Here is a 14,563-nt window from a genome sequence, read left to right on the forward strand (position 1 = left end):
GATACCCTTACTTTGTATATTGATATAGGTCAAAAAACTACAAAAAGTGCTAATTAATTCATCTTATAAACTTTGCTCTAAATCAATAAAGCTCCATATAGCTAGCTTGTAGCACGAAAAATGCAGGCTACCACTTTATTGTTATACGTCTATTTTGTAGTAATATTACTACAAAATAGACGTTTTATGTAATTAGAGAAATACAGGCTAACTGGTAGCGAAAGCAAGACAACTACTGACAAATAAAGTGTTTACCGCAATAATAGCGTGACGTTAATTTTGAAAGGAAAGTACAGAGATGAAATATATTGGGGCTCATGTATCAGCAGCGGGTGGTGTTGATCAAGCACCTAAACGGGCTTATCAAATCGGAGCTAATGCATTTGCATTATTTACTAAAAACCAACGCCAATGGGTAGCAAAACCACTAACCAGAAAAGTCATCTCTGATTTTAAGGCAAACTGTAAGCGTTTTGGCTTTTCTAGTGATCAAATCTTGCCTCATGATTCTTACTTAATTAATTTAGGTTCTCCAGAAGAAGATAAGTTAGAGAAATCTCGCGCGGCATTTATTGATGAGATGGAACGTTGTAATCAGCTTGGGCTTACGTTACTTAATTTCCACCCTGGAAGTCATTTAAAGAAAATTTCAGAAGATGAATGTTTAGCCTTGATTGCAGAGTCGATTAATTTAGCACATCAAGCGGTTCCTGACGTGGTTGCTGTTATCGAGAATACAGCAGGACAAGGCACAAATTTAGGTTGGAAATTTGAACATCTAGCGCAAATTATCGATCAAGTGGAAGACAAAGCACGAGTAGGGATTTGTCTTGATACTTGTCATACTTTTGCCGCGGGTTACGATCTAAGCAGTAAAGAAGCGTGTGAGCATACCTTTGCTGAGTTTGAGCGCATTGTTGGTTTTCAATATTTACGTGGTATGCATATTAATGACGCAAAAATTGAATTAGGCAGTCGAGTTGACCGTCATCAGTCGTTAGGAGAGGGGAACATCGGCTGGGATTGTTTTGAATATATTATGCAAGACGAGCGATTTAATAATATCCCTCTTGTGCTGGAAACCATTGATCCTGAGATTTGGAAAGATGAAATAGCTCAACTAAGAGTATTAAGCGAGAAAGAATAATGAAAGTGACCTGGAATTCGATTTTATCGGCTGAAAAAGAAAAAGCATATTACCAATCTATGGTTTCCAAAATAGAAGCAGAGAGAGAGCTTGGTAAAGTTATTTTTCCTGAAGAAAAGGATATTTTTACTGCATTTGATTTAACTGCTTTTGATGATGTAAAAGTCGTTATTCTGGGTCAAGATCCTTACCATGGTACAGGGCAAGCACACGGATTGTCCTTTTCTGTATTACCTGGTGTAAAAATCCCTCCTTCTTTACGTAATATGTATAAAGAGTTGGCCGAAGATATTGAAGGCTTTGTTATTCCAGGCCATGGTTATTTAGAAAGTTGGGCAAAACAGGGTGTCCTATTACTAAATACAGTGTTAACAGTAGAAGAAGGGAAAGCGCATTCCCATGCTAAATTTGGTTGGGAGCTTTTTACTGATGCGATTATCCAGAGTATTAATGAGCATAATGAAGGTGTCATTTTTTTATTATGGGGAGCTCACGCTCAAAAGAAAGGAGCTAATATTGATGAAAGCAACCATTCTATTTTAAAAGCCCCACATCCCTCTCCATTATCAGCTCATCGTGGTTTTTTTGGCAGTAAGCATTTTTCACAAGTAAATGGTTTATTGAAGCAGAAAAGCTTATCTGAGATCAATTGGAATCTAATTGCATAAAGAAACTGTGTGATTTTTGAACTGAATTCTGTGTTTTTGTTTTTGTGATATACACTTATATACATCTAATTAATTAGATTTATATAACAGAAACAGTAAAGGAGGACAGGATGCTTATAGAGAGTATTTATAAGGAACATGGTTACATTAATCGCATTATTCAATTATTAGATAATAAAGTTTCTTTATTAGAAGAGGAAAAAAGTGTTAATTACAACCTGATCCGTGAAAGTGTCGATTATTTATCATCTGTTGCAGAGAAGGTTCATCATCCAAAAGAAGATATGATTTATCAATACTATATTGAGCACTATGGTGAACATGAGGGGTTAGTTGATTTATTGCAAGAGCATCATACACTCTCTGACAGTACTGAAGCCTTTTCTGTGATTGTTGAAATGATTTTGAATGACGCTATTGTGCCAAAAGAAATATTTAAGGAAAATTTAAAGGAATTTACTAATCGAATTAAGCGTCATCTTGAGTTAGAGGAAGCAAAAATTTTCCCTTTTTTAAAAAGTCATTTAACAGAAGATGATTGGAAAGAACTTGAGGCACATTGGAAGGAAGAAGAAGATCCAGTATTTGGTCATCAAGTAAATAAACGCTATCTTGAATTAGCAAGTAAAGTGACATGATAATCATGAGTTTAAATAAGGAGAGTAGTTGCTCTCCTTAACTTGTTTGATTACCTTAATATTACATTATTTAAAGATAGATTCATCAAGGCTACCTTTAAATAAAGGATCTAACTCTTTTAATTCATGTAGTAATTGGCGACGATCTTGAAGTTCTTCTATTTCACGCCAGAAACGTTTTGTTTGTTTTTTTTGGGTTGTTGATGTTTTTGTTGCCAATAAATCATTTAGTGTGTACCCATCCATAAGCACCTCTTCTTCATTAAAGAATAACATCTTTATTCATTCTCTTACTTAATACCATATCGATAATATTATGACCTTGAACTGTTTCTCATTTGTTTACTTTTTATGACGATTGTATGAGACAGAACATATTCTCTCGGGTTGATTTATAAATAGCTCTGCATTTTTATTTAATTTGTAATGTTGGCTAGGGGTTATTTTAAAAAAAAGATGTATGTTTTTTGTTATAAATATATATTGATATTATCTAAATACCATTCAGTTCACTTATCAAAAGATAAGATCCATAAATTAAGCGTTTGAAAATATTCATATAGATAAGATCTAGCTATCTCACTGTTTCTAATCAATCCATTAATATATTTTATTCATCACAATTAAGGTTAGTCGTCTTTTACTTATGTTTATATATTGAGTTAAATGTCATTAAGATGATTTGTTTTTGTTGTGAAACGTAGCGTTGATTCTGGTTTTGTAGAAAACGTACAACAGAGAGTGTGTCTGTTTTCTATTGATTTTTTAGTAAATACTGAGCATTATTCAGCTCGCTAATTTTAGGTTATGAGTAAATATTTAGATTTTTTATATATAAATGAATAGAGTTGCACTAAAGAAAGCTAACTCATGCATATTAAATGAATACTAGAAACTTAATCTAGAGTTGGTGGGAGCACTGATATAGTCGGTGCGTGTAGATTATTATCGATGTAACAGAGAGGGAAAGATGACAAGTTTTATTAATTTATTGAACGACCTATTATGGGGTTCTGTACTTGTGTATCTGTTAGTCGCCATTGGTATCTATTTCACTGTTCGATTGGGGTTCATTCAATTCCGTCATTTTGGTCATATGTTTTCAGTATTAAAGAACAGTCGAAAATCAGATCCATCAGGTATTTCATCATTCCAAGCATTATGTACAAGTTTAGCTGCTCGTGTTGGTACAGGTAATATGGCTGGTGTTGCAGTGGCATTAACGGCTGGTGGCCCAGGTGCTATTTTTTGGATGTGGCTGATAGCAATGTTAGGTATGGCTACATCTTTTGCAGAAAGTACTTTAGCGCAGTTATATAAAACAAGAGATGATGAGGGTAACTATCGTGGCGGCCCAGCGTATTACATGGAGAAAGGCTTAGGAATGCGCTGGATGGGCGTCTTATTCTCAGTCTTTTTGATCATTGCTTTTGGTTTGGTATTTAATGCCGTACAAGCAAACTCAATTGTTGGAGCAATGCAAACTGCTTTTGGATGGCAGCCACTCTATGTGGGTATCGCGATCGTAATTATGTCTGCAGTTGTTATTTTTGGTGGTTTTAGAACAATTGCTCGTACTGCTGAGATAATCGTGCCTGTAATGGCTCTTGCATATTTAGCGATTGCATTATTTATTATGTTGACCAACATTGAAAAGTTACCGGGAGTCGTTGCTTTGATTTTTAAAAGTGCTTTTGGTCTTCAAGAAGCTGCCGCTGGTGGCTTAGGTTACGCTATCGCACAAGCAATGATTAATGGTATTAAACGTGGTTTGTTCTCTAATGAAGCAGGTATGGGGTCGGCACCAAATGCTGCTGCTTCAGCAACACCATATCCACCACATCCAGCATCACAGGGTTATGTGCAAATGCTAGGTGTATTTATGGATACAATCGTAATTTGCTCGTCAACCGTAGCCATTATTTTGATGTCTGGTGAATACGTACCTCACGGAGAGGTTACAGGGATTGAATTAACTCAACTTGCATTGACAAGCCAAGTCGGAGATTGGGGCGGTATTTTTGTTGCTGTAGCGATTTTCTTTTTTGCGTTTACTTCAATCATTGCTAATTATTCTTATGCTGAAACTAATTTGATCTTTCTAGAGCATAATCATAAAGCAGGCATTGGTATATTCCGTGTTGTTGTATTAGGCATGGTTATGTTTGGTGCTTTATCATCATTACCAACAGTGTGGGCACTAGCCGATGTATCTATGGGGTTAATGGCTATTGTTAACTTGATTGCTATTTCATTATTGTCAGGTACGGTGATAAAGCTAGCCAAAGATTACAATAAACAACTTGATGAAGGTAAAGTTCCTACTTTTGATAGTAATGACTACCCAGAGTTACACTCACAGCTTGAAGAAGGCATTTGGGACAACAGTAAAAAGAATTAATAATTACTGAAATGGATATAACCATTGTTTTTACCCATTAAATAAATAGATAAGGCCACGCATGCTAGCGTGGCTTTTTTTTATTCAAATAGTTACTATCTTGGTATATAAAAATACATAGGATATCTTGCTCATGCTTATCGTCGTTTCTCCAGCTAAAACACTTGATTATGAAACTCCATTACCAACACAAATCCATACTCAGCCTGATTTTATTACAGATTCAGCGGAACTTATTGAAGTTTGTAAGCAGTTAACGCCATTAGATATTTCGGGGTTAATGAAAGTGAGTGATAAAATTGCAAGTTTGAATGCAGTACGATTTGAAGAGTGGTCAACGAATTTTACTCAAGACAATGCTCGTCAGGCTTTATTTGCTTTTAAAGGTGATGTGTATACCGGTTTAGACGCAAATAGCTTAACAAGTGATGATATTGATTATGCTCAAACACATTTACGTATGCTTTCTGGGTTATATGGTTTGTTAAAGCCACTGGATCTGATGCAGCCTTATCGTTTAGAGATGGGAACCAAGCTTGCTAACCAGCGCGGAGTAAACTTATACCAATTTTGGGGCAGTTCAATTACTCAAAAATTAAATCAAGTTATTGCAGAGCAAGGTGATGATATCTTGATTAACTTAGCATCAAATGAATATTTTAAAGCGGTTAAACCAAAAGAGCTCACGGCTAAGGTGATTACACCTGTTTTTAAAGATTGTAAAAATGGACAATATAAAATCATTAGTTTTTATGCGAAAAAAGCGAGGGGGTTAATGGCTCGTTATATTATAGAAAATCGTATATCTAGTGTTGAAGATCTAAAGCAATTCTCGGTTGATGGTTATTACTTTGTCGCTGCTGAATCAACAGGTGAGCAACTTGTTTTTAAAAGAGAAGAACAAATAAAATAAAATAGAGTATGAGTACTAAAATAACCGCATTAAATGTCAATAAATCATTTCTAATTTGTAGCTAAATGGCTATATTACGTATGTATTTGTAAGGCAGATTGTTTTTCTGTTTTTTAGACGGTTTTTTAATCGCAAATTATGTTTATAAAGGGAATTTTACATTAAACTGACATGAAACCGTGTTGCAGTTGGTATAAGTCGTCAAAAAAATGACCACCACATCATCAGATTTAACTTACTATATAAAGGACAAATAAAATGGTAGAACAAGATTCAGTTACAGATTTAGCGACAACAAGTGTGGCTAATTTAGAGCATTGGCTGACTAGCAATTCAGAGTTGTTTATTACTTATGGTGTAAACATTATTTCAGCCTTAGCAATTCTTTTTATCGGTAATATTATCGTTAAGAAAGTTGCTGGCAGCGTAGCAAAAGTACTTGAAAAAAAGAAAATGGACAAAGCGGTTATCGACTTTATTCATACATTGGTTCGTTACCTTTTATTCATTATCGTATTAATTGCTGCGCTAGGTAAAGTTGGTGTTCAAACTGCTTCTGTTGTTGCGGTTATTGGTGCGGCAGGTCTAGCTGTTGGTCTTGCTCTTCAGGGTTCATTATCAAACTTTGCTGCAGGTGTGTTGATTGTTGCATTCCGTCCATTTAAATCTGGCGATTATGTTGAGATTGGTGGTGTTGCCGGTTCTGTTGATTCAATCCAGATCTTCCAAACTATTCTAACTACTCCTGATAATAAAATGGTTGTAGTACCAAACGGTGGTGTTATTGGTAGCCCTATAACAAACTACTCTCGTCATGCTACTCGTCGTGTTGATCATGTTATTGGTGTTTCTTACAGTGCTGATCTAAAGAAAACGAAAGAAGTTATTACAAAAGTACTTGAGTCTGATGAGCGAGTATTAAAAACACCAGCACCAACAGTTGGTGTTGTTGCTCTTGCTGATTCATCGGTAAACTTTGTTGTTCGTCCATGGTGTAAAACTGAGCAATATTGGGATGTATACTTTGATACGCTACAAGCGATTAAAGAAGGTCTTGATAAAGAAGGTATTGAGATCCCATTCCCACAAATGGATGTTCATTTAAATAAAGTAGATTAATCTTTGTTTAAATCAAAACATGAAATGCTGCCTTCGGGTAGCATTTTTTTTGTCTGTCTTTTTGGTAAAGTAGACAGTAAAAAGGAATTATCTTTAATATTAAGAGTCATAGGTATATGACGTTTTCTTGAGAAATTAAAAAATGAAAAAAATCATTAGTGCTTTGTGTTTATCAGCTTGCTTATCTCCTTCTGCATTTGCTTCTTCACCCGAGTTTCCTCATTTAGAAATATCAGGGAAGGGAGAAGTGATGGTTGTACCTGATATGGCTCAATTCTCAGTTGATGTAGTTGAGACTAAAACAACCGCCGAAAAAGCAAAGCAAGCAGCAGATAAAGCGGTGACTAGCTTTTTAGCTCGTTTAGAGGTTCAAGGAGTAAAACGAGAAAATATTAATAGTGGAAATATTCGTTTAACCCCAGAGTACCGTTATCCAAAAGGGAAAAAGCCAGAACTTGTAGGGTATAAGGCTATTCGTAATATTACTGTTACAGTAATGGACTTAAATAAGTTAAATGGCTATCTAGATAAGGCGCTAGGAGATGGCATCAATCGTATTAATCATATTGAGCTGAAGACCAGTAAAGAAAAAGAATACATTGAAGCTGCGCGCTTAGAGGCGATTAAAGATGCAAATGAAAAAGCTAATTCATTAGCTAAAGGGTTTGGTACTGAAGTGAAAGGTGTGTGGAAAGTGTCTTATCACAATAACTACAGCCAACCAGTATTAATGAAAAGTATGAGAATGGATGCTGCGCCAAATATAACCGAAAGTTATCAAGATACTCAAATGGTGATCAGTGATTCTGTCTCAGTAGTATATCGCCTTAAAGATTAAAAAGTATCAAATATAAAAAATGGGTAGCCGCAAAGGTTACCCATTTTTTGTTTCAACGATATAGTTAAGGTGTATGTATCTTAGTGGAGGATACGAGCTCGAATTGTACCTTCAATCGCTTTAAGTTGAGTTAACGCTTCTTCTGAACGAGCGGTTTCAACATCAATAACTACATAGCCCATTTCTGCTGATGTTTGTAGATATTGAGCTGCAATGTTAATCCCTTCATCTGCAAAAATACTGTTAATTTTAGTCAAGATACCAGGGCGGTTCTCATGGATATGCAGTAAGCGTGAAGTATCAGTATGTAGTGGAAGAGATACTTCAGGAAAGTTAACAGATGATAAAGTAGAGCCGTTATCTGAATACTTAGTTAATTTACCAGCAACTTCAACGCCAATATTTTCTTGAGCTTCTTGAGTTGATCCACCAACATGTGGGGTAAGAATGACATTATCAAACTTTTGTAATGGAGATTCAAATGGTTCAGCATTTGTTTTTGGCTCTGTAGGGAATACATCAATAGCAGCCCCTCCTAGATGCCCCGACTCAAGAGCATCACATAAATCAGGTATTTTCACTACCGTGCCACGAGCAGCATTGATAAAGATGGCACCTGGCTTCATACGAGCAAATTCTTCAGCGCCCATCATGTCTTTTGTGCCAGCAGTTTCTGGTACATGAAGAGAAATAACATCACACTTATTAAGTAATTCACTCATGGTTGAGATCTGAGTTGCATTACCTAGTGATAATTTGTTTTCAATATCATAGTAGTAAACACGCATACCTAGGTTTTCAGCTAAGATCCCCAATTGAGTACCGATATGTCCATAACCTACAATACCCAAACGTTTGCCTCTCGCTTCAAAAGAAGCATCTGCACTTTTTTTCCAAACGCCACGGTGAGCTTGGGCATTTTTTTCTGGGATGCCACGAAGCAGTAATAAAATTTGTCCTAGCACTAATTCAGCGACACTACGAGTATTTGAGAATGGTGCGTTAAAGACAGGAATACCGCGTTTTGCTGCTGCTGTTAAGTTAACTTGGTTTGTACCAATACAGAAACAACCCACAGCAACTAATTTATTGGCAGCATCAAAGACTTCTTGGGTAAGTTGAGTTCGAGATCGTAAGCCAATGAAATGAACATCTTTTACCGCTTCAAGAAGTTCTTCTTCTGACAATGAACCTTTGTGGTATTCAATGTTTGTGTAACCGTCAGCCTGAAATACTTCAACGCAAGATGGGTGCAACCCTTCTAAAAGAAGAATTTTAATTTTTTCCTTTTCCAGAGATACTTTTGCCATGTCGTTCTTATCCTTAAAAACAAAATCAATATTGATTAGGGAAGTGATTATTTATTGATAATTATAAAGTATCAAAAAATAACCAGTTTGGGTAAGAAAATTACGGAATAGTTAATAAAAAACGGTGCTAATGAGCACCGTTTGTAATCAAATAACATTTTTATCTCTCAATCTAAGAGATAAGAAAGGAAATTTGTGGTCTTAATCGAATTTTTTTACGCCTTCAGGAGAACCAACTAGTAGGGCGTCTGCGCCACGGTGGGCAAATAAACCGACAGTGACAACGCCTGCAAGGCTATTGATTTTATCTTCTAATTCTTTAGCGTTAGTGATCTGCATATTGTGTACATCTAAGATCATATTACCATTATCTGTGACTACGCCTTCACGGTATGCAGGATCACCACCAAGCTTAACTAACTCACGAGCTACGTAAGAGCGAGCCATTGGGATGACTTCTACAGGAAGAGGGAATTGACCTAAAACGTCGACTTGTTTTGTATCATCAACAATACAAATGAATTTTTCAGAAATTGCAGCAACAATTTTTTCACGAGTTAGAGCTGCACCACCACCCTTGATCATCTCGTTTTTACCATTGATTTCATCTGCGCCATCAACATAAACGTCAAGACTGAAAACATCATTACATTCGAATACTGGGATACCTAACTCTTTTAACTTTTCAGTTGATGCCACAGAGCTTGATACCGCACCTTCAATTTCTTTTTTCATGGTCGCAAGCGCATCGATGAAGTGGTTTACTGTTGAGCCTGTACCAACACCCACAATGCTACCCGGTTTTACGTATTCTAACGCTGCCCAACCAGCTGCTTTTTTCATCTCGTCTTGAGTCATGTTTTTCTCCTAATGAAATAATAGTGTACATACCTCTAAATAAATACTTGAATAATGATTTATCTAGATAGATATCAAATGAAATCGCTGTGATTATAACGTACTGTTTTTTCTTCGTCAGGAAAAATAACTCAATAGTTCTGAAAACTAAGAATGAAAGCAAACGTTTTCGTTTTTTTAATCATCGGGGGGGATTAATCATGGTTGATAGGTAAAAATAAATTTACCAGTGCCAAGTTTTCTCGGGAGTAATAATACGAGGAAGAGGAACATCCCAAGACTCAGTCGGTAATATATCTACTTGTTGGCAAGTATGAGCAATTCCGATTGGCATTGGTCCTTTTTGATATTGATTCCAATTGACTAAAGTTCTATCGTAATATCCGCCGCCCATTCCTAATCGGTTACCTGTGTGATCGAACGCCACAAGAGGAGTGATAATTAGATCAAGTTCGTTAACAGGGATTACTTTATTTTTATTGAGTTTAGGTTCTAGAATTTGGTATTTATTGGCAACTAAAAGGGTTTCACTTGTGTATTCAAGGAATAATAAGTGACCTTTACAGAAAGGGTGGATCACAGGTAAATAAATATTCTTTTCCTGTTTCCAAAGCCATTCAATAAGCAGTGAAGTATCAATTTCACCATCGGCTGAAAGATATATTGCAATAGAGTGAGCTTGTTGGATATTTGGGTCAGCAGCACACTGTAAAACCAGAGCGTGAGCAGCTTGGGTTTGCTGTAAAGAAGAAAGAGAGTTACGAGAGTTGCGGATCATTTGTCGAATATGTCGACGAGATGTCATGGAATACCCCAAAGTGCCGTAGTGGTCGTAGCCCTTGAACCCTAGGTTCAAGGCGGATCAGCAAAATTTACCGTAGGCTTCTCGATACGAGCCGAGCTTGCTCAATAGTAAATAAATACTAACCCTAATTTGTGCTTATCGGCTCAGGGACATAGATCCGCCTACAAACACTTCAGGGTAAAATTGATTCTTTTGCTATCCTTAGCGATAGCGCTATTCTGCCGTATTTTCTTCTGTTTGGCTAGGTTTAACTGTCGATATTGCTGCTTCTAAGGCCGTTGCGAGTAAACCCATACGATCATAGACAGCAGAAGAGTGTTTATTTGCTTCTTTTTTTGTCGTATGTAACTCGTAGCAGATATTCAACGAAGTGATAGTTAATAGTTGCTCTGTATTGGTTACTTTTGTTCGCTCTGATAATTCATTTACACGATTATCTAAATCTTTAGCGGCCTCTTTTAACGCTGCTTCTTGACCCGCAGGGCAGTTAACCTTGATGGTGCGTCCTAATATTTGGACTTGCACGGCTTGGCTTGTCATCAATACATCACTCATTGTTAAACTATAGAATTACACTGAGTAGGCAAGCCGTCAGTGAACAGTGTACGAAACTATAAGAAATGCGCTAATAAGATTCAAGTATTTCCCTTATCTTTATTGATAGTGGTTAACTATATTCTTAATAAAACAACAATATGATGAAAAGATACTCAATTGAGAGAGATCGTGAGTTTTCTGAAAATGCGCAAAGTGGTAGCATTGCCTCATCATTAATAAATTCAGAGATCGTCTCCATGAGCGAAATTAAAATGCCAAAATTCCTAGCGGTTGAATCAGCTTTACAGGACAGTAAACTTGCAGTAACGCCATCGGAGTTACATGGTTTGTTAGTTGGAATGATAAGTGGTGGATTATCATTAGATGATCAAACTTGGAAACCACTGATCTTTGATTACACAAATGACGGAATGGGTTGGCCAGACAGTGCATTAAAAATAGGCAGTGCAATCTTTCAGTGTACTGTTGCTGAATTAAGCAGTGATAATTTTGCTTTAGACATGCTTATTCCTGATGTGAAAGAAACATTGATGAATCGAGCTGACGGATTAAGTGAATGGGTTAACCATTTTATTTCTGGATTAGGTTTAGTTGAATTAAAACTAGATAAAGGCTCTGAATCACTAAAAGAAGCGCTATTAGATTTAGAAGAAATTGCCCGTCTAGGGATTGATGAAGATGATGATCTTGAAGAGCAAGAAGCGTTGTTTGAGCAAGTGATGGAACACGTTCGTATTTGTGTATTGACGATTCATGCTGAATTAGGTCAAAAAGTACATAACGACGCCTCTAAAACAGTGCACTAATTAGGTAAAGCTATGACACATTATGATGTAGTGATCGTGGGTGGTGCAATGGCTGGGTCAACACTGGCTTTAGCTCTTGAGAATATGAATAAAGACAGCTTGTCGATTGCTGTCATTGAGGCGGTAGAGCCGAATTTAGATCTTCACCCAGGTTATGACGCAAGAAGCATCGCGTTATCTAATGGGACGTCTGAGTTATTAAAAGATATTGGGCTTTGGTCAGAATTCGAATCATTTACGACACCTATTCATCATATTCATGTGTCAGATAGACACCATATGGGGTTAACTGAGTTAACCTCGAAAGAGCTAAGTGTAGATAGTTTAGGTTATGTGGTTGAGTTAGCGGATGTTGGACGTTTTTACCATCAAGCATTAGCAGCATCTAGCAATATTACGTTACTCTGTCCTGCTTCTGTTACTCATATTGAACGTGATATAGCAGTATCTACATTGACCTTATCAACAGGGGATGAGATCACAGCTTCTTTGATTGTTGCAGCTGATGGTGCCGAATCAAAGACATGTAAAACTATGAATATTGATAGTGAAAATGATAACTTTCATCAAGTGGCGATTATCGCTAATGTCACTAGCGATATTAACCCTCAAGGAAAAGCGTTTGAGCGTTTTACTGAACATGGCCCACTCGCTTTGCTCCCTATGTCACAGGGGCGAAGCTCACTTGTATGGTGTGTAAGCCCTGAAGAATCGCAACAGATATTAAATTACGACGATGATTCCTTTTTAGAGCATTTACAAAAAGCGTTTGGTTGGCGTTTAGGTAAGTTATATAAAACAGGAAAACGTGCACATTATCCATTATGGTTACGTAGGCAAAAAAGCCATATATCACATCGTTTTGCAGCAATAGGTAATGCGGCCCAAACACTTCATCCAATTGCAGGCCAGGGGTTTAATTTAGGGATCCGAGATGTATTTTCATTAGCGGAATGTTTAACTATCGCAAATAAATCAGGGGATGATATTGGCGAGTATCGTGTGCTTTCTGAATATCAGAAACGACGTCAAGAAGATCAAAAACAGACAATAACAATGACAGCAGGCCTAGTATCTATTTTTGCTAATAATGCATTTCCAATGATTATTGGAAGAAATGTGAGTTTGTGTGCTGTTGATACTTTCCGTTCTTTTTTAAAGCCCCTGACATTACGAGCAATGGGTAGAGTGAATAGATAATTATGATGCGAAGTGTAGATGTTGCAATTATTGGCGGTGGCATGGTTGGTTTAACTGTTGCCGCAGCCTTAGAACAAAGTGGATTAAGAATTGCTATTATTGAGAGCCAATTACCTGAAACTGAATTAGCTGATTTACCTGATATTCGAGTGTCAGCCATCAGCAGAGCCAGTGAGAATATCTTAGATAATGTAGGCGCATGGCAAGGGATCAAATCTCGAAGAGCTGCACCTTACACCTCAATGAAAGTATGGGAGCAAGACAGCTTTGCTCATATTGATTTTGATGCAGATCAGATCGCTCAACGTAATTTAGGCCATATTGTAGAAAACCGAGTTATTCAACTCTCCCTATTGGACACAATTTCAAAGCAAGATAACGTAACACTATTAGCACCAGAACGTTGTAGTAACATTATGTTTGGTGAAAGTGAGGCATGGCTTACTTTAGAGTCGGGCAAGGCAATTACAGCTAAGCTTGTTGTGGGAGCTGATGGTGCTAACTCCTGGTTACGTAATCAAGTAGATATCCCACTAACGCATTGGGATTATGGTCACAGTGCCCTTGTTGCAAATATTCGTACTGTTGAGAACCATAACCAAACTGCTCGTCAGATATTCAGACCAGAAGGACCATTAGCTTTTCTTCCTTTAGGCGAGGAAAATTTAAGCTCAATAGTTTGGTCATTAGATCCTCTAAATGCTGAAAATTTAGTTTCAATGCCAGAAGAAGACTTTAATAAGCAATTAACCGCAGCTTTTGATAACCAACTTGGTTTATGTAAGGTTGAAGGGGCTCGCCAAGCGTTTCCGTTGAAGATGCGCTATGCCAAAGACTTTGTAAAAGAGCGAGTTGTATTAGTGGGAGATGCTGCACACACCATTCACCCATTAGCAGGGCAGGGTGTGAATTTGGGATTAGCTGATGCCGCCGCCTTAGCTGAAACAATTATAGAATTACATCAAGAAGGTAAAGATATTGGTTCTAAAGTCAATTTACGTTCTTTTGAGCGTTGGAGAAAAGCTGAAGCAGCGCAAATGATAGCTTCAATGCAGGGATTTAAAGAACTTTTTTCTGGCGTAAATCCGATTAAAAAATTAGTAAGAGGGATAGGGATGTCCCTTACCAATGAATTAACACCAGTCAAAGATGAGTGTTTAAAGCGTGCGTTGGGTGTTTCTGGGCGTTTGCCTAAAATTGCTCAGCAGTAATAAATAGATGATCTAATATCTGAGCATTGGTATTAGATTTATAGTGTTTATGTCGGTATTACAAATACAAAAAAGGTAGCTTTCAAGCTAC

At 37.0% G+C, this 14,563-nt stretch carries 15 protein-coding genes and 1 other RNA gene; 10 read left to right on the top strand and 6 right to left on the bottom strand.

What is annotated here, in order from left to right; genetic code table 11:
- Nucleotides 1–298 precede the first annotated feature (298 nt).
- From nfo to ACU5DF_RS21465, 3 genes are all read left to right on the top strand, one after another.
- Nucleotides 299–1,147, top strand: coding sequence for a deoxyribonuclease IV (nfo, locus tag ACU5DF_RS21455; RefSeq protein WP_446714113.1), 849 nt, complete (start codon nucleotides 299–301; stop codon nucleotides 1,145–1,147).
- Nucleotides 1,147–1,815 carry a uracil-DNA glycosylase gene (gene ung / locus ACU5DF_RS21460; RefSeq protein WP_446714114.1) on the top strand — a complete coding sequence of 223 codons (669 nt, stop codon included), beginning with the start codon at nucleotides 1,147–1,149 and terminating at the stop codon, nucleotides 1,813–1,815. Before nfo ends, ung begins: the two co-directional genes overlap by 1 nt.
- A gap of 110 nt (nucleotides 1,816–1,925) precedes the next feature.
- Nucleotides 1,926–2,453: a hemerythrin domain-containing protein gene (locus ACU5DF_RS21465; RefSeq protein ID WP_446714115.1), complete on the top strand. Its 528-nt coding sequence runs from the start codon at nucleotides 1,926–1,928 to the stop codon at nucleotides 2,451–2,453.
- Nucleotides 2,454–2,519: 66 nt separating this feature from the next.
- Here the strand turns inward: ACU5DF_RS21465 and ACU5DF_RS21470 are convergent, their stop codons facing one another.
- Entirely contained in the window at nucleotides 2,520–2,729 is a 210-nt protein-coding gene (locus tag ACU5DF_RS21470) for a DUF3545 family protein (RefSeq protein ID WP_446714116.1), read from the bottom strand.
- 694 nt (nucleotides 2,730–3,423) lie between these two features.
- On the opposite strand from ACU5DF_RS21470, the gene ACU5DF_RS21475 reads away from it, so the two are divergent.
- The 4 genes from ACU5DF_RS21475 (at nucleotide 3,424) to ACU5DF_RS21490 (ending at nucleotide 7,724) form a co-directional block, all read left to right on the top strand.
- Nucleotides 3,424–4,854 (top strand): alanine/glycine:cation symporter family protein, encoded by a 1,431-nt coding sequence (locus ACU5DF_RS21475; protein ID WP_446714117.1) that lies wholly within the window; start codon nucleotides 3,424–3,426, stop codon nucleotides 4,852–4,854.
- Nucleotides 4,855–4,987: 133 nt separating this feature from the next.
- Nucleotides 4,988–5,767, top strand: a complete 780-nt coding sequence (yaaA, locus tag ACU5DF_RS21480; RefSeq protein ID WP_446714118.1) for a peroxide stress protein YaaA — start codon at nucleotides 4,988–4,990, stop codon at nucleotides 5,765–5,767.
- Between the two features lie 258 nt (nucleotides 5,768–6,025).
- Nucleotides 6,026–6,886, top strand: a complete 861-nt coding sequence (gene mscS / locus ACU5DF_RS21485) for a small-conductance mechanosensitive channel MscS (protein WP_045102828.1) — start codon at nucleotides 6,026–6,028, stop codon at nucleotides 6,884–6,886.
- Nucleotides 6,887–7,028: 142 nt separating this feature from the next.
- The gene (locus tag ACU5DF_RS21490; protein WP_045102827.1) at nucleotides 7,029–7,724 is read left to right on the top strand and encodes an oxidative stress defense protein; all 696 of its coding nucleotides are present in this window, start codon (nucleotides 7,029–7,031) and stop codon (nucleotides 7,722–7,724) included.
- 80 nt (nucleotides 7,725–7,804) lie between these two features.
- Here the strand turns inward: ACU5DF_RS21490 and serA are convergent, their stop codons facing one another.
- The 5 genes from serA to zapA all read right to left on the bottom strand — a co-directional run bounded on the left by serA (nucleotide 7,805) and on the right by zapA (nucleotide 11,237).
- Entirely contained in the window at nucleotides 7,805–9,034 is a 1,230-nt protein-coding gene (serA, locus tag ACU5DF_RS21495; protein ID WP_446714119.1) for a phosphoglycerate dehydrogenase, read from the bottom strand.
- Between the two features lie 201 nt (nucleotides 9,035–9,235).
- On the bottom strand, nucleotides 9,236–9,892 hold the full coding sequence (gene rpiA, locus ACU5DF_RS21500; protein ID WP_045102825.1) for a ribose-5-phosphate isomerase RpiA: 657 nt from the start codon (nucleotides 9,890–9,892) through the stop codon (nucleotides 9,236–9,238).
- A 223-nt stretch (nucleotides 9,893–10,115) separates the two neighbouring features.
- A complete protein-coding gene (locus ACU5DF_RS21505) occupies nucleotides 10,116–10,697 on the bottom strand; it encodes a 5-formyltetrahydrofolate cyclo-ligase (RefSeq protein WP_045102824.1) in 582 nt (193 codons plus the stop codon).
- A gap of 1 nt (nucleotide 10,698) precedes the next feature.
- A non-coding RNA gene (gene ssrS, locus ACU5DF_RS21510) (6S RNA) lies at nucleotides 10,699–10,879 on the bottom strand.
- A 31-nt stretch (nucleotides 10,880–10,910) separates the two neighbouring features.
- On the bottom strand, nucleotides 10,911–11,237 hold the full coding sequence (zapA, locus tag ACU5DF_RS21515) for a cell division protein ZapA (protein WP_446714289.1): 327 nt from the start codon (nucleotides 11,235–11,237) through the stop codon (nucleotides 10,911–10,913).
- Nucleotides 11,238–11,491: 254 nt separating this feature from the next.
- Here zapA and ACU5DF_RS21520 point away from each other — a divergent pair, with 254 nt between their 5' ends.
- Genes ACU5DF_RS21520 through ACU5DF_RS21530 form a run of 3 tightly spaced genes read left to right on the top strand, consistent with a single transcriptional unit; the run spans nucleotide 11,492 to nucleotide 14,472 of the window.
- Nucleotides 11,492–12,061 (top strand): YecA/YgfB family protein, encoded by a 570-nt coding sequence (locus ACU5DF_RS21520; RefSeq protein ID WP_446714290.1) that lies wholly within the window; start codon nucleotides 11,492–11,494, stop codon nucleotides 12,059–12,061.
- A 12-nt stretch (nucleotides 12,062–12,073) separates the two neighbouring features.
- Nucleotides 12,074–13,261 (top strand): 2-octaprenyl-6-methoxyphenyl hydroxylase, encoded by a 1,188-nt coding sequence (ubiH, locus tag ACU5DF_RS21525; protein WP_446714120.1) that lies wholly within the window; start codon nucleotides 12,074–12,076, stop codon nucleotides 13,259–13,261.
- A gap of 2 nt (nucleotides 13,262–13,263) precedes the next feature.
- Complete coding sequence (locus ACU5DF_RS21530) at nucleotides 13,264–14,472, top strand: FAD-dependent 2-octaprenylphenol hydroxylase (protein WP_446714121.1); 1,209 nt, start codon at nucleotides 13,264–13,266, stop codon at nucleotides 14,470–14,472.
- The last annotated feature ends 91 nt before the right edge of the window (nucleotides 14,473–14,563 follow it).

It is taken from the genome of Aliivibrio wodanis (assembly GCF_052920805.1).

What these genes read in the sequence shown, in the direction of transcription:
- nfo (WP_446714113.1), top strand. Translation starts at nt 299, where the DNA reads ATGAAATATATTGGGGCTCATGTATCAGCAGCGGGTGGTGTTGATCAA.
- ung (WP_446714114.1), top strand. Translation starts at nt 1,147, where the DNA reads ATGAAAGTGACCTGGAATTCGATTTTATCGGCTGAAAAAGAAAAAGCA.
- ACU5DF_RS21465 (WP_446714115.1), top strand. Translation starts at nt 1,926, where the DNA reads ATGCTTATAGAGAGTATTTATAAGGAACATGGTTACATTAATCGCATT.
- ACU5DF_RS21470 (WP_446714116.1), bottom strand. Translation starts at nt 2,729, where the DNA reads ATGTTATTCTTTAATGAAGAAGAGGTGCTTATGGATGGGTACACACTA.
- ACU5DF_RS21475 (WP_446714117.1), top strand. Translation starts at nt 3,424, where the DNA reads ATGACAAGTTTTATTAATTTATTGAACGACCTATTATGGGGTTCTGTA.
- yaaA (WP_446714118.1), top strand. Translation starts at nt 4,988, where the DNA reads ATGCTTATCGTCGTTTCTCCAGCTAAAACACTTGATTATGAAACTCCA.
- mscS (WP_045102828.1), top strand. Translation starts at nt 6,026, where the DNA reads ATGGTAGAACAAGATTCAGTTACAGATTTAGCGACAACAAGTGTGGCT.
- ACU5DF_RS21490 (WP_045102827.1), top strand. Translation starts at nt 7,029, where the DNA reads ATGAAAAAAATCATTAGTGCTTTGTGTTTATCAGCTTGCTTATCTCCT.
- serA (WP_446714119.1), bottom strand. Translation starts at nt 9,034, where the DNA reads ATGGCAAAAGTATCTCTGGAAAAGGAAAAAATTAAAATTCTTCTTTTA.
- rpiA (WP_045102825.1), bottom strand. Translation starts at nt 9,892, where the DNA reads ATGACTCAAGACGAGATGAAAAAAGCAGCTGGTTGGGCAGCGTTAGAA.
- ACU5DF_RS21505 (WP_045102824.1), bottom strand. Translation starts at nt 10,697, where the DNA reads ATGACATCTCGTCGACATATTCGACAAATGATCCGCAACTCTCGTAAC.
- zapA (WP_446714289.1), bottom strand. Translation starts at nt 11,237, where the DNA reads ATGACAAGCCAAGCCGTGCAAGTCCAAATATTAGGACGCACCATCAAG.
- ACU5DF_RS21520 (WP_446714290.1), top strand. Translation starts at nt 11,492, where the DNA reads ATGAGCGAAATTAAAATGCCAAAATTCCTAGCGGTTGAATCAGCTTTA.
- ubiH (WP_446714120.1), top strand. Translation starts at nt 12,074, where the DNA reads ATGACACATTATGATGTAGTGATCGTGGGTGGTGCAATGGCTGGGTCA.
- ACU5DF_RS21530 (WP_446714121.1), top strand. Translation starts at nt 13,264, where the DNA reads ATGATGCGAAGTGTAGATGTTGCAATTATTGGCGGTGGCATGGTTGGT.